Raw genomic sequence first — 12868 nt, forward strand, 5'->3', positions numbered from 1 at the left:
AACGGAGGCGGCCCCGCACCGCGCTCGCGGTGCGGGGCCGCCCTGCGGCCGCTCGGGTCAGTCGTCGGTGGTCAGCGCCTGGCGCAGCTGCGCCAGGGTGCGGGCCAGCAGCCGGGAGACGTGCATCTGCGAGATGCCCAGCTCCTGGGCGATCTGCGACTGCGTCATGTTGCCGAAGAAGCGGAGCAGCAGGATCCGCTTCTCCCGCGGCGGCAGCTGCTCCAGCAGCGGCTTGAGCGATTCGCGGTACTCCACGCCCTCCAGGGAGTCGTCCACGATGCCCAGCGAGTCGGCCACCGCGGGGGCGTCCTCGTCCCCGCTGTCCGGGGCGTCCAGCGAGACGGTGGAGTAGGCGTTGGCCGACTCCAGCCCCTCGAGGACCTCCTCCTCGGTCATCCCGAGGTGCTCGGCGAGCTCGTGCACGGTGGGCGCGCGCCCCTCGCGCTGGGAGAGGTCGCTGACCGCCTTGGTCAGGGAGAGCTTCAGCTCCTGCAGGCGGCGCGGCACCCGCACCGCCCACCCCTTGTCGCGGAAGTGCCGTTTGATCTCGCCCACGATGGTGGGCGTCGCGTAGGTGGAGAACTCGACCCCGCGCTCCAGGTCGAACCGGTCGATCGACTTGATCAGGCCGATCGTGGCGACCTGGGTGAGGTCGTCGAGCCATTCACCGCGGTTGCGGAAGCGGCGCGCGAGGTACTCGACCAGAGGCAGGTGCAGTTCCACGAGCTCGTCGCGGATGCGCTGGCGCTCCGAAGAGTCCTCGGGAAGCTCGCTCAGGCGCTCGAACAACTCTCGTGCGCGTGCCCGGTCCGGCACCGCGTGTTCCGTCTTCGCCGTCAGAGCGGGCCCCCTCTCGCTCACGCCGTCTCCACCGTGCCACGCCGTTTGTGCAGGACGATGAAGACGCGGTCGTCGGGGCCGGTGCTGGTGTCGACCTCCCCGGCCAGGGCGGACAGCACCGTCCAGGCGAAGGTGTCGCGGGCCGGCAGCCGACCGTCCGAGGTCAGTACCGACACCGATATCCGCATGCCGTCCCCGGCCAATTCGAACTCGGTGGTCAGGTCCGTGCCGGGCAGTGCCTGGGCGAGCAGCATCGCGCAGGCCTCGTCGACCCCGATGCGCAGGTCCTCGATCTCGTCGAGGGTGAAGTCCAGGCGCGCGGCCAGCCCGGCCGTCGCGGTGCGCAGCACGGAGAGGTAGGCGCTGTCGGCCGGCATCCTGACCGTGACGGCGTCGCGTACGTCCGTGGCGCCCGAGACGGGCGCGGCGGTTTCTTCGGTCACGTCCCTCCTCCGGGAAGCGAGATTGCCGCTTGAGAGCAATCTATCTTGTTTCGCGGCGGCCCCGCTGCACACGGCCCGCTCCGTGTCCGCCGCCCGGTGGGCCGCAGCCCCTGTCCCAGCGGGCCGCACGCCTCTCACCGGCGGGAACGCGAAACGGTCCGAGGCGGCGGCGCGGCCCTTATCCGGTGCGCGGCCCCGGTCCGGGAGCGGCCGGGGCACAGCAGGGGCCTGCCGCCTCCCCGCCATCCCGCGCCCCCGGAGCACCGGAGGGCCCCGCTCAGCCCGCCCCGGCGGAGCCCAGCTCCTCCAGGGCCTTGCCGTGCAGCCGGTACACCGTCCACTCGTCCATCGGAACGGCCCCCAGCGACCGGTAGAACGCTATCGAGGGCTCGTTCCAGTCCAGCACCGACCACTCCAGCCGGCGGTAGCCGCGCTCCACGCAGGTCCGGGCCAGCCCGGCGAGCAGGGCCCGGCCGTACCCGCGGCCGCGCATCTCCGGGAGGACGAAGAGGTCCTCCAGGTAGACGCCGTGCCTGCCGGTCCAGGTGGAGAAGTTGACGAACCACAGGGCGAAGCCCACCGGCTCGCCGGCGTCCTCGGCGATGTGCGCGAAGACCGAGGGGTCCTCGCCGAACAGGGCCTGCTCCAGGTCCTGCTCGGTGGCCTCCACCGCGTCCGGCTCGCGCTCGTAGGCGGCCAGGGCGCGGATGAGCTCCAGGATGGCGGGGACGTCATCCGGGCGTGCGGGGCGGATCACGGTGCTCCTCGTCGGGTCGGTGCCGTCGCACCCACGCTATCCGCCCCGGGCCGCGCGGCGGCCGGCCGGGGCGGCCGGGAGGGCGGGGCGCCCCGGCCGCCGTGCTCAGAGCACCTTGGAGAGGAACGCCCTGGTCCGCTCCTGCTTCGGGTCGCCGAGCACCTCGCGCGGGTCGCCGGACTCCACCACCACGCCGCCGTCCATGAACACCAGGCTGTCGCCGACCTCGCGGGCGAAGCCCATCTCGTGGGTGACCACGACCATGGTCATGCCCTCCCGGGCGAGGCCCTTCATCACTTCCAGGACCTCGCCCACCAGCTCCGGGTCGAGCGCGCTGGTGGGCTCGTCGAACAGCATCAGCTCCGGGCGCATCGCCAGTGCCCGGGCGATCGCCACCCGCTGCTGCTGGCCGCCGGAGAGCTGCCGGGGGTAGGCGTCCGCCTTGTCGGCCAGCCCGACCCGCTCCAGCAGCTCCATGGCGCGGGTCCGGGCCTGGGCCCGCGACTCCCGCTTGACCTGCACCGGGGCCTCGATGACGTTGCCCATCACCGACATGTGCGGGAACAGGTTGAAGCTCTGGAACACCATGCCGATGTCCCGGCGCTGCTCGGCGACCTGCTTGTCGTGCAGCTCGTAGAGGCGGCCGCCGTGCTCCCGGTAGCCCATCAGCCGGCCGTTCACCCAGAGCCGGCCCGCGGTGATCTTCTCCAGGTGGTTGATGCAGCGCAGGAAGGTCGACTTCCCCGACCCGGAGGGGCCGACCACGCACATCACCTCGCCGCGGCGGACCCGGAGGTCGATGCCCTTGAGCACCTCCAGCCGGCCGAAGCTCTTGTGCACGCCGTCGGCGACCACCATCAGGTCGTCCGCGGGGCGCTCCGGAAGCCCCGCCGCGTCCGGTGTCCCGCTCGGATTCCCGCTCAATGTCCCGCCTTGCTCTGCATGATCGCGATCTCGGCCTGCGCCTTGCGGTCGCCCTTGGTGAAGGAGCGCTCCAGGAAGAACTGGCCCGCCATCAGCAGGCTGGTGATCGCCAGGTACCAGATGCACGCCGCGACCAGCATCGGGAACAGGTCGAAGGTGCGGTTGCCGATCGCCTGGAGCTGGAAGAAGAGCTCGGTGGTCAGCGGGATCGCCGACACCAGCGAGGTGTCCTTCAGCATCGCGGTGACCTCGTTGCCGGTCGGCGGCACGATGACCCGGAGCGCCTGCGGCAGGGTGATCCGGCGCAGCGTCTTGCCCCGGCTCATGCCCAGCGCCTGGGCCGCCTCGGTCTGCCCCTTGTCCACCGAGAGCAGGCCGGCCCGGACGATCTCGGCCATGTAGGCGCCCTGGGAGAGCGCCAGCGCCAGCAGCGCGGCCATGAACGGGGTCAGCACGTCGTTCATCGGGACGCTGAAGAACCGGGCGTCGCCCTCCAGTCCCAGCAGCGGCATCCAGTAGTTGTCGAACGGCAGCCCCAGCTCCAGGTTCTGGTAGAGGATGCCGAGGTTGCCGAAGAGCACGCAGAGCACCAGCCGGGGGACCGCCCGGAAGAACCAGGTGTACAGCCAGGCCAGGGTGGCCAGCACCGGGTTGCCCGAGAGCCGCATCACGGCCACGGCGATGCCGAGCGAGATGCCCAGCAGCATCGCCAGCACGGTCAGCTTCAGGGTGGTCCAGACCCCGTTGAGCACCGGTGCCGAGAACATGTTCTCGAACATGAACGGCCAGTTGAACTTCTCGTTCGTCACCAGCATGTTGACGAACATGGCCGCGAGGACCAGCAGGGCACCGGAGGCGACCCAGCGCCCGGGGTGCCGCACGGGGACCGCCTTGACGGGGGCGGGCCGGGAGCCCTCCGCGGAGGGCCCGGTCGGCCGGGGTGGTTCGGTGGGTGTTTTCACGCCGCTGCGCTCTTCGTCCTGTCTCGGGGTCAGGCTTCGCCGTCTTCGTCTTCGGCCGCGATGTCCGGGTTGACCTCGGACTTCTCGATCAGGCCCTGCTCGGCCAGGCCCCAGCCGTCCAGGATCTGCTCGTAGGTGCCGTCGTCGATGATCGACTGGTAGCCCGCCTGGATCGCCTCGGCCAGCTCGTCGGAGTCGGAGTGGACGACCGCGCCGTAGGGAGCGGCCTCGTACTGCTCGCCCAGCGACTCGAGCTTGTCACCGGTCTGCTCGATCGCGTAGAAGGCGACCGGCATGTCGGCCAGTCCGGCGTCGCTCTTGCCGGAGACGATCGACTGGGTGGCCTCGTCCTGCCCCTCGTACTGGTCGATCTGGATGGCCGGCTCGCCGTCCTTCTCGCACTGCTCGCTGCGGGCCTCGATGTCGGGCACCTGCACCGTGTTGGCCTGGACCGCGATGGTCTTGCCGCAGGCGTTCTCCGGGTCGACGCCGGCCGGGTTGCCCTTGGCGGTGAACCACTGGGTGCCCACGTTGTAGTAGCTCACCATGTTCACCTGCTCCAGGCGCTCCTCGTTGATGGTGAACGAGGAGATGCCCGCGTCGTACTTGCCGGAGTCCACGCCCTCCACGATGGTGCCGAAGGTGGCGCTCTCCCAGGCGACGTCCAGGTCCAGCTTGGCGGCGACCGCGTCGAACAGCTCGACGTCGAAGCCGATGATCGTCTTGCCGTCGGTGTCCAGGAACTCCGCCGGGGCGTAGCTGGAGTCGGTCCCCACGGTCAGCGTGCCGGCGTCCCGGACCTCCTGCGGGACGAGGGCGGCGAGCTCCTCGTCCGGCTGCACGTCGGGGGTGGCGCCGCCCTGCCCGGTGCCGCCGCCCCCGTCGCCTCCGCCGCAGGCGGAAGCCGAGAGCAGCAGCGCCGCGGCCCCCGCGGCGACCGCGCCTCTGCTGAACTGGCCGGGCTGGAAGAAACGGATCGGCGAGGCCACAGGGGTCTCCATTCAGGTCCGGCCGGACCGGGCGTCCGGCGCTGCCGCAGCACCGAGCGGCCGGGAAAACCGAATGAATTGGCTGATCAGACGATATTTCATGGCCGTTCGGACATACCATCGTTCCTACCCGTCATGTTGGTCCGGTCACCGTTGTGAGATGATTGGGTAACGGGCCACCCCCGTGGAAGCGGCAGCGCCTGGTTCGCATACGGACCGGGCGAAGGCGGGCTCTCCGGACCACCGGTCATGGCCGACCGGCCGGCGGCGCCCTCCCCCCTAGCACCCGACGCCTTCGCGCGCTGCCCCAGTGCTCACCGCAACCGCCGGCGTCATGGCCGACGCCGCGGGTTTGAATGATGAGGGGTTTGAAAGTTGACCACCGACGCGCCGCGCGAGCGGCATTCCGAACTCGACGACGATCCGGCGTTCGCCCTGCACCGGGGCGGCAAGCTGGAGGTCCGCTCCTCGGTCGACGTGACCGACCACGCCGGCCTCTCCCTCGCCTACACCCCCGGTGTCGCCCGGGTGTGCAGCGCCATCGCCGAGACGTCCGAGCTGGTCGACACCTACACCTGGAAGAACAACGTGGTCGCGGTCGTCACCGACGGCTCGGCGGTGCTGGGACTGGGCAACATCGGCCCGGAGGCCTCGCTGCCGGTGATGGAGGGCAAGGCGCTGCTGTTCAAGCAGTTCGGCGGCGTCGACTCGGTTCCGATCGCGCTCACCTGCAACGACACCGATGAGATCGTCGAGACCGTGGCCCGGATGGCGCCCTCCTTCGGCGGCATCAACCTGGAGGACATCTCCGCCCCCCGCTGCTTCGAGATCGAGGCCCGGCTGCGCGAGCGGCTGGACATCCCGGTCTTCCACGACGACCAGCACGGCACCGCGATCGTCACGGTCGCCGCACTGCGCAACGCCGCCCGGCTCACCGGCCGGACCCTCGGCGACCTGCGCGCGGTCGTCTCCGGCGCCGGCGCCGCCGGGGTGGCCGTCACCAAGATGCTGATCGACGGCGGCATCGGCGACATCGCGGTCGCGGACAGCAAGGGGATCATCTACTCCGGCCGGGAGGGGCTCAACCCGGTCAAGACCCAGATCGCCGAGATCAGCAACAGGGCCGGCCTGCAGGGCTCGATCGAGGCCGCGCTGGAGGGGGCCGACGTCTTCATCGGCCTCTCCGCCGGCGAGGTGCCCGAGTCCGTCGTCGCCACGATGGCCTCCGACGCGATCATCTTCGCGATGGCCAACCCCAACCCGGAGGTCCACCCCGACGTCGCGCACAAGTACGCGAGCGTCGTGGCCACCGGGCGGAGCGACTTCCCCAACCAGATCAACAACGTGCTGGCCTTCCCGGGGGTGTTCCGCGGCGCGCTGGACGTGCGCGCCACCGACATCACCGAGAACATGAAGCTGGCCGCGGCGGACGCCCTGGCCGCCCTGGTCGGCGACGACCTCGCCGCGGACTACGTCATCCCGAGCACCTTCGACGAGCGGGTGGTCCCCGCGGTCTCGGCCGCGGTCGCCGCCCAGGCCCGCGAGGACGGGGTGGCCCGGCTGTTCTAGCCAGGACCGATACCGGCGAGTAGTCGGCCGGTGATGGTGCGTAGCGGATCCGGAGCGGGGCGTCCCGCTCCGGATCCGCCGTTTCCGGGGCCGCCTGCCGCGGTGCGCGGGGGCGTGCCGCCCGCACGGGTCCGCCGGTCAGGCCCGGGGCGCTACAGGCGCCCCTTCGCGCCGGCCGCAACGAAGGCCGCCCACGCTCCGCGCCCGAAGGCGAGGACCGCTCCGTCCGGGGTCACCGAGTCGCGCACCAGGGTGGCCGCCGGGAGATCGGCCACCTCGACGCACTGCCCGCCGCCCGTTCCGCTGTAGGAGCTGGTGCGCCATTCCGGCGCGAGGGCGCCGCGGGCGCCCCGTGGGTGCTGTGAATCGATCGCGGACATGCCGCGCCTCCTCTTTCCTCGTCATTCATCCTGTGCCTGCTTCCGCATGCGCCGCTGGAGGTCGGCGAGGACCTCCCGGGTCCTCTCCGGGTGCAGGGCGGCGGTGCGCAGGTGCTCGAAGGCCACCGTGTAGAAACGCACCTCCTTGGCCTTTTCTATATAGAGGCTGCTGGTCAGGTTCTCCAAATGGACGAGTTTGGGCGCGTGGATATCCGACTCGGGGAACTCGAGGATGTCGAATGACCCGTCGAGTCCGGAATGCGCCCCGACTCCGAAAGGTGCGATCTGTATGGTCACCTGCGTCCTCTGCCCGGCTTCCAGCAGATGCCCGATCTGATCGGCCATCACCGCCGGCCCTCCCACCGGCCGGTGCAGCACCGCCTCGTCCAGCACCACCCACACGTGCGGGGTCTGCTCGCTGAAGAGCAGCTCCCGGCGCCGGATCCGCAGCTCCACCCGGCGCTCGATCTCCTCGGGGGCGACCGCGGCCGGGTGGGCCTCCAGCAGGGCCCGGGCGTAGTCCTCGGTCTGGAACAGCCCGGGGACGATCTGCGCCTGGTAGAAGCGGAGCACCTCGGCCTCGGGTTCCAGGCCGAGGTAGACCTCGAAGCGCTCGGGCATCACGTCGCCGTAGACGTGCCACCACCCCCGCCGCCGCGATTCGCGGGCCAGGGTCACCAGCGTGGTGCGCAGTGTCTCGTCCCCGACCTCGTACAGTTCCAGCAGGTCGCGGACGTCGTCGGAGTTGGTGGCGACCTGACCGCGCTCGATCCGGGAGAGCTTGCTTCCGGACCACGCCATGTGCTCGGCCGCCTCCTCTCCGGTCATTCCGACTTTCTCCCGCAACCTTCGCAATTCAACGCCCAGTCGCCGCCTGCGCGCCGTCGGGTTGTTGGCCGGGGGCATCGGGACCTCCTGGAGTGAGGGAAGAGGCCTAATGGAGAACGGGAGAAGGCTACAGGTCTTGGTCGGAAAGCGCCCCGGCCTTCGGGATGGGGGTGAATCGGAGCCGAACCCCATGCGTCCGTCAGCGGCGAGTGTGTTCTGAATATCCTTATTCGCCTCTCGCCGCCCGCGATCTCGTGACAGTATGTGATGGCGCGGCTCCGCCGTGCACCGCATCCGCCTGGACGGGGAGCGGTGCGCTGCGCCGTCCCGGCCGTTCGGGTGCGTGCGGGCGGCGGGGAGCGACGCCCCGTCCCGGGGCGCACCGGCCCGAAGGCCGGCGGCCGAGGTTCGAGCCCCGGCGCGGAGCGGAGTCTCACCGGGTCCGAAGCCGCCGCCCGGGCTCGGGCGGGTGGAGCCGGCCCGTGTCGATCCCGGCGGCCGGAGGGGGCGGCGGGCCGGACGCCCGCCGAAGGGGAGCGAGGCGGGCCGCTCGGCGGTCGACGGGGTCCGGTGAAACGGGAACCGGGGCGCACTGCGAGGCGTGCGGCGCCGGTCCTGATGGCAAAAGACCGGGAGAAATCCCCGCCATTCCGGGCAGAGGGGACGCCAATTGACATCAGGTGGGCATAAAGCGGGTAAGGAGAATTCTGCGAAGCAATTGCACGTGTGGTCGGCGCTGTGGAAGATGGGACGCACGCCGCAGAGAGCGGCGCGGGGCGGTGCGCGGAGGTCGAACCCGGCGGTCCGAGCCGACCGACACGCTGAGGGGGGACCATGAGCGCGACACTCTCCGGACGGCCGGCCCAGGAGCTGCAGGCCCGGGACTTCCCCTACGTCCCGAGGGCCCGGGGCGCGGGGGCGGTCGTCATGGCCCGGTGCGGATTCCCCGGCGAGAAGAGCCACGTCGCCCAGGCGCGGCGGTTCGTCCGCTCCACGCTGGGGCTCTGCCCGGCCATCCCGCCCGAGGTACTGGACTCCGCGCTGCTGCTGGTCAGCGAGATCGCCTCGAACGCGATCCGGCACACCCGCAGCGGGGAGCCGGGCGGGCGGTTCGGGGTGGAGGTGCACCACAGCCCCGGCCACCTCACCGTCGCGGTGCACGACGAGGGGCCGCGCGGGGACGACCCGGGCGCCCACCCCACCGTCGAGGCGTTCTCGCCCGACTCCGAGGGCGGCCGCGGCCTGGCCATCATCGACGCGGTCGCCAGCGACTGGAACACCGAGGCGGTACCGGGCGGCCGGGTGGTGGCCTTCACCCTCAGCCCCGCCGGCGCCCGGGGCTGAGCCCGCCCCGGACGCGCCGCCCCAGGGCCGCGGGGGCGGTGGTGAGCCGGAGCACACCGACGATCTAGGGTCGGGGCATGTTCGCTATCTCGGCAATCGGCATCGACCCCGACGACCCGCTCTCCGGTCTGCAGGCAGGGGAGCGGCCCGACCCGGAGGCCCGCGAGGGCTGGGCGGTCGTCGACCTGAAGGCCGCCGCCCTCAACCACCACGACCTGTGGAGCCTGCGCGGCATCGGCCTGCCCGCCGACCGGCTGCCCATGGTGCTCGGCTGCGACGGCGCCGGCGTCGACGAGGAGGGCAACGAGGTCATCGTGCACGGCGTCGTCGGAGACCCGGACGCCGGCGGCGGGGACGAGACCCGGGACCCGCGCCGCTCGCTGCTCTCCGAGGTCTACGACGGCACCCTGGCGGAGAAGATCACCGTCCCGCGGCGCAACCTGGTGCCCAAGCCGGAGGAGCTCTCCTTCGAGGAGGCGGCCTGCCTGCCCACCGCCTGGCTGACCGCCTACAACATGCTCTTCGACAAGGCGGGCCTGCGCCCCGGCTCGTCGGTATTGGTGCAGGGGGCGGGCGGCGGGGTGGCCGGCGCGCTGATCCGGATGGCGGCCCAGGCCGGGCACCGGGTCTACGCCACCAGCCGCAGCGAGGCCAAGCGGGACCGGGCGGTGGAGCTGGGGGCGTACGCAGCGGTGCCCACCGGCGAGCGCCTGCCGGAGAAGGTGCACGCCGCCTTCGACACCGTCGGCCAGGCCACCTGGGCCCACTCGCTCCGCTCGCTCCGCCCCGGCGGCACCATCGTCACCTGCGGGGCCACCAGCGGCGACGCCCCCTCGGCCGAACTCACCCGGGTCTTCTTCCAGCAGCTCCGGGTGATCGGCGCGACCATGGGCACCCGGGACCAGCTGGCCGCGCTCGCCGAGATGTGCGCCCGCACCGGCCTGCGCCCGGAGATCGACCGGGTCCTCCCGCTGGCCCGCGCCGAGGAGGGCTTCCGCGCGCTGCTCGCCGGCGAGCAGTTCGGCAAGATCGTCTTCACCGTCTGACGGGGGCGGAACACGGCTGCGGCCCGGCTCGGTACCGAGCCGGGCCGCAGCCGTGTGATCACTTCAGGTCGTCGATCGAGAGACCGGTGTCGGTGGGGATGCCGCGGAGCACTCCCTTGCTGATATCCCTGGAGGAATGGACCGGGACAGTGGTACCCCGTCCATCAGGGTGTCGCATGATGTGGTGGCTGCCGCTGACCCGGGCCACGAAGAAGCCCTTTTTCTGCAGTGCCTTGACCACAAGGGCGCCACGCATGCTCGGTACAGGCGGCATCAGGCGACTTCGAGAGTCAGCTCATTGGGAAAACCGAACTCCTCGATCAGGGCGGTCAGGGCGACACGGAGATCGGCGACGGCGGATTCCGGGTCCGGGCCATCGCCGTGCGCGCCGACGCCGGGGCGGAGCTGCGCATGGGCGCACCACACGCCGTCCTCGTCTTGTTCCAGGTCATAGGGGACATGGACGGTGCGGGACATCGAACGGCTCCTCTCCGCCGGGTACGACAACGCCACAGTAAACGATCGCCCCCTGGAGCAGGGGGCGATCGCCAGAATACGGCTCGGAAGACCGGGAGAGCGGGTCAGGACGGCGTGCCGCCGTCGCCCTTCTCCTTCTCGTCCTTCTCCGGGGCGGCGGCCGTGTCGGGGCCGCGGTCCTCCGGCTCTTCGGAGCGGGCCCGCTCCTCCCGGTCCTCGCGGATCGCGGTGGACCAGGGGTCGGAGCCGGCGTCGGAGTCGGCCGGGGGCTGGGCGAACGGGCCGTGCGCCGACGGGCCCGCGGAGTCGGCGGGGCGGCCGCCCTTCTCCCCGGCCGGCCCCTCGGACCTCCCGCCCTCCGGACCCTCCCCGCCGTCCCGGTCGGAGGCGGGGGTGTCCCCTCGGTCCCCGCTCTCCTCGGGGGCCGGGGCCGGGCCCCAGCCGGCCGCGTCGCGCCGGATGACCTCGATCGTCTCGTCCAGGATCCGGCGCAGGTCGCGGGCGGCGGACTCGCCGACGTTGCCCGCCTCGCGGACCACGTCGCGGACCCGGTCGGTGAAGTCGTGCAGGGCCCGGTCGAACTCGGGGCGCTCGCCGTGCTCGCCCGGCCGGCCCCACGCGCCGCCCCAGCCGGCGCCCCACCGGCCGAAGCGGTCCCAGTCCTTCTCCCACCAGCCGCCGAACCCGCGCGGGCCGCGGCGGCCGCAGCGCTCGCCGGCGTGCTCGCCCGCCTGCTCCCGCTCCTCGCCGGAGGCGGTCCGCTCCTCCTGCTCGTCTTCCTCCCGCTCCCCGGTGCGCTCCTGCTCGGCGCCGCGGGCGCGGCGGCTCCCGGCGGCGGCGAACTTCAGCTCCTCGCGGAGCGAGCTGATGGTGTCGCGGACGTCCTCCTTGACCGCGCGGGCGATGTCGCGCACCGACTCGGTGAGCTCGCGCTCCAGGTCGTCCAGGTCGGAGCTGCGGTCGTGCAGCTCCTCGCGGCCCCGGTCGGTGAGCCGGTAGACCTTGCGGCCGTTCACCTCCTCATGGGTGACCAGGCCCTCCTCCTCCAGGCGGGCCAGGCGCGGGTAGACGGTCCCGGGCGAGGGCGAGTACACCCCCATGAACCGGTCGCGCAGCAGGCTGATGATCTCGTAGCCGTGCTTGGGGCTCTCGTCCAGGAGCTTGAGCAGGTAGAGCCGGAGCCGGCCGTGGCCGAAGATGGTGCTCATGAGTTCCCCTCCGGAAGCGAGGCGGGGGTGTCGGTCGAGCGGCGCAGCAGGGAGACCGCCCCCGACACGGTGGTGATGCCGATGGAGGCCGGATCGATCCCGCTGCCGATCTTGCCGTTCATCCGGCTCCGGCCGGGAAGGTCGTGCCGGTCGAGGCCGAACTGGGAGTCCAGGGCGCCGGTGGCGGAGCGGAGCTCCGCGGTGGCCGAGGCGTCCGAGGGCAGGCGCAGCGCCACGTCCCCGGAGATGCCGGCCAGCCGGACCCGCGCCGAGTCGGCGAGGTCCACGTCGGCGAGGAGCTGCCCGGAGGCGGTCTTGGCGGAGAACGACGCCAGTCTCCCGCCGGCCAGGGCGAGCTGTCCGCTGACGCTGTTGAAGGACAGGCCGCCGCGCAGGTTGCGGGCGGAGAGGTTGCCGGAGACCGTGTTGACCTCCAGCTCGCCGCCCAGGTCGTCCGCGGTGACGTCGCCGGAGGCGGTGCGGAGCTGGACCTTGCCGGTCAGCCCGGCGGCGACGACCGGCGCGGAGACCGAGGTGACCTCCACCGGGCAGTCCCGCGGGACCCGGACGCCGATGGTGGCGGAGCGCCGGCCGACGTCCCGGTAGCCGGAGAGCTGCACCGGCTTGAGCCGGTCCAGGAAGCCGCTGCCGGTGAGGTCTTCGTAGGTGATGGTGAGGATGCCGGCCTGCTGGCTGGCGAGGACCGGCTCCCCGACGATGTCGGAGACCTCGAAGGAGACCGGGTCGTCGGTGGGCAGGATGTTCACATGGCCGCCGATGATGCGGATGCGAAGGGCGACGATGCCGTCCAGGACCCGCGTCGTCGGCTGGTCGATGGTCCAGCGAGCCATCGGGAAACCCTTTCGTATCGAATGGTGATACACACACGTTATGTCGCGTCCCGCGGCAATTCAAGATATGTCGCGATGTTCGGGGGCGGCTCCGGGGGATCCCCGGCCCGCCCCTGAGGCCGCCTCCGCGCGGGGAGGCCGGCGGGGGAGCGGTCCGCCGTCCGCCCCGGCGGCCGCCCGGAGCGGCCGCTCCCCCTCCCCGTACCCGGGCCGCGCCGCCCGGACGCGGCGGGCGGGTGCGGCGGGCGGG

The 12868-nt window shown here is 72.1% G+C and carries 15 protein-coding genes; 3 read left to right on the forward strand and 12 right to left on the reverse strand.

What is annotated here, in order from left to right; translation table 11 throughout:
• Nucleotides 1–57: 57 nt before the first annotated feature.
• The 6 genes from J0910_RS08280 to J0910_RS08305 all read right to left on the reverse strand — a co-directional run bounded on the left by J0910_RS08280 (nucleotide 58) and on the right by J0910_RS08305 (nucleotide 4915).
• On the reverse strand, nucleotides 58–789 hold the full coding sequence (locus J0910_RS08280) for an RNA polymerase sigma factor SigF (RefSeq protein ID WP_017592705.1): 732 nt from the start codon (nucleotides 787–789) through the stop codon (nucleotides 58–60).
• Between the two features lie 68 nt (nucleotides 790–857).
• Nucleotides 858–1283: an ATP-binding protein gene (locus tag J0910_RS08285; RefSeq protein WP_420157937.1), complete on the reverse strand. Its 426-nt coding sequence runs from the start codon at nucleotides 1281–1283 to the stop codon at nucleotides 858–860.
• Nucleotides 1284–1560: 277 nt separating this feature from the next.
• Nucleotides 1561–2040 carry a GNAT family N-acetyltransferase gene (locus J0910_RS08290; protein WP_420157938.1) on the reverse strand — a complete coding sequence of 160 codons (480 nt, stop codon included), beginning with the start codon at nucleotides 2038–2040 and terminating at the stop codon, nucleotides 1561–1563.
• A 105-nt stretch (nucleotides 2041–2145) separates the two neighbouring features.
• Nucleotides 2146–2898: an amino acid ABC transporter ATP-binding protein gene (locus tag J0910_RS08295; RefSeq protein ID WP_420161920.1), complete on the reverse strand. Its 753-nt coding sequence runs from the start codon at nucleotides 2896–2898 to the stop codon at nucleotides 2146–2148.
• A 62-nt stretch (nucleotides 2899–2960) separates the two neighbouring features.
• On the reverse strand, nucleotides 2961–3926 hold the full coding sequence (locus J0910_RS08300) for an amino acid ABC transporter permease (RefSeq protein ID WP_420157939.1): 966 nt from the start codon (nucleotides 3924–3926) through the stop codon (nucleotides 2961–2963).
• A gap of 29 nt (nucleotides 3927–3955) precedes the next feature.
• On the reverse strand, nucleotides 3956–4915 hold the full coding sequence (locus tag J0910_RS08305; RefSeq protein ID WP_420157940.1) for an ABC transporter substrate-binding protein: 960 nt from the start codon (nucleotides 4913–4915) through the stop codon (nucleotides 3956–3958).
• A 375-nt stretch (nucleotides 4916–5290) separates the two neighbouring features.
• Here J0910_RS08305 and J0910_RS08310 point away from each other — a divergent pair, with 375 nt between their 5' ends.
• The gene (locus J0910_RS08310) at nucleotides 5291–6484 is read left to right on the forward strand and encodes an NAD(P)-dependent malic enzyme (protein ID WP_420157941.1); all 1194 of its coding nucleotides are present in this window, start codon (nucleotides 5291–5293) and stop codon (nucleotides 6482–6484) included.
• Nucleotides 6485–6636: 152 nt separating this feature from the next.
• Here the strand turns inward: J0910_RS08310 and J0910_RS08315 are convergent, their stop codons facing one another.
• Both J0910_RS08315 and J0910_RS08320 read right to left on the reverse strand, forming a co-directional pair.
• A complete protein-coding gene (locus J0910_RS08315) occupies nucleotides 6637–6864 on the reverse strand; it encodes a DUF397 domain-containing protein (protein WP_420157942.1) in 228 nt (75 codons plus the stop codon).
• Nucleotides 6865–6885: 21 nt separating this feature from the next.
• On the reverse strand, nucleotides 6886–7986 hold the full coding sequence (locus J0910_RS08320) for a helix-turn-helix domain-containing protein (RefSeq protein ID WP_420157943.1): 1101 nt from the start codon (nucleotides 7984–7986) through the stop codon (nucleotides 6886–6888).
• A gap of 540 nt (nucleotides 7987–8526) precedes the next feature.
• On the opposite strand from J0910_RS08320, the gene J0910_RS08325 reads away from it, so the two are divergent.
• Together J0910_RS08325 and J0910_RS08330 are read left to right on the forward strand one after the other, a co-directional pair.
• Nucleotides 8527–9036: an ATP-binding protein gene (locus tag J0910_RS08325; protein ID WP_420157944.1), complete on the forward strand. Its 510-nt coding sequence runs from the start codon at nucleotides 8527–8529 to the stop codon at nucleotides 9034–9036.
• Nucleotides 9037–9113: 77 nt separating this feature from the next.
• A complete protein-coding gene (locus J0910_RS08330; RefSeq protein ID WP_420157945.1) occupies nucleotides 9114–10082 on the forward strand; it encodes a zinc-binding dehydrogenase in 969 nt (322 codons plus the stop codon).
• A 58-nt stretch (nucleotides 10083–10140) separates the two neighbouring features.
• Here the strand turns inward: J0910_RS08330 and J0910_RS08335 are convergent, their stop codons facing one another.
• The 4 genes from J0910_RS08335 to J0910_RS08350 form a co-directional block, all read right to left on the reverse strand.
• Nucleotides 10141–10323, reverse strand: coding sequence for a type II toxin-antitoxin system HicA family toxin (locus J0910_RS08335; RefSeq protein WP_420157946.1), 183 nt, complete (start codon nucleotides 10321–10323; stop codon nucleotides 10141–10143).
• Between the two features lie 32 nt (nucleotides 10324–10355).
• Nucleotides 10356–10559 carry a hypothetical protein gene (locus tag J0910_RS08340; protein WP_017592693.1) on the reverse strand — a complete coding sequence of 68 codons (204 nt, stop codon included), beginning with the start codon at nucleotides 10557–10559 and terminating at the stop codon, nucleotides 10356–10358.
• A gap of 104 nt (nucleotides 10560–10663) precedes the next feature.
• A complete protein-coding gene (locus tag J0910_RS08345; RefSeq protein ID WP_420157947.1) occupies nucleotides 10664–11767 on the reverse strand; it encodes a PadR family transcriptional regulator in 1104 nt (367 codons plus the stop codon).
• Nucleotides 11764–12618 (reverse strand): DUF4097 family beta strand repeat-containing protein, encoded by an 855-nt coding sequence (locus tag J0910_RS08350; protein ID WP_420157948.1) that lies wholly within the window; start codon nucleotides 12616–12618, stop codon nucleotides 11764–11766. The genes J0910_RS08345 and J0910_RS08350 overlap by 4 nt, the downstream gene beginning before the upstream one ends.
• Nucleotides 12619–12868: the final 250 nt, after the last annotated feature.

The organism is Nocardiopsis oceanisediminis (assembly GCF_048595525.1).
GTDB classification, from domain to species: domain Bacteria; phylum Actinomycetota; class Actinomycetes; order Streptosporangiales; family Streptosporangiaceae; genus Nocardiopsis_A; species Nocardiopsis_A oceanisediminis.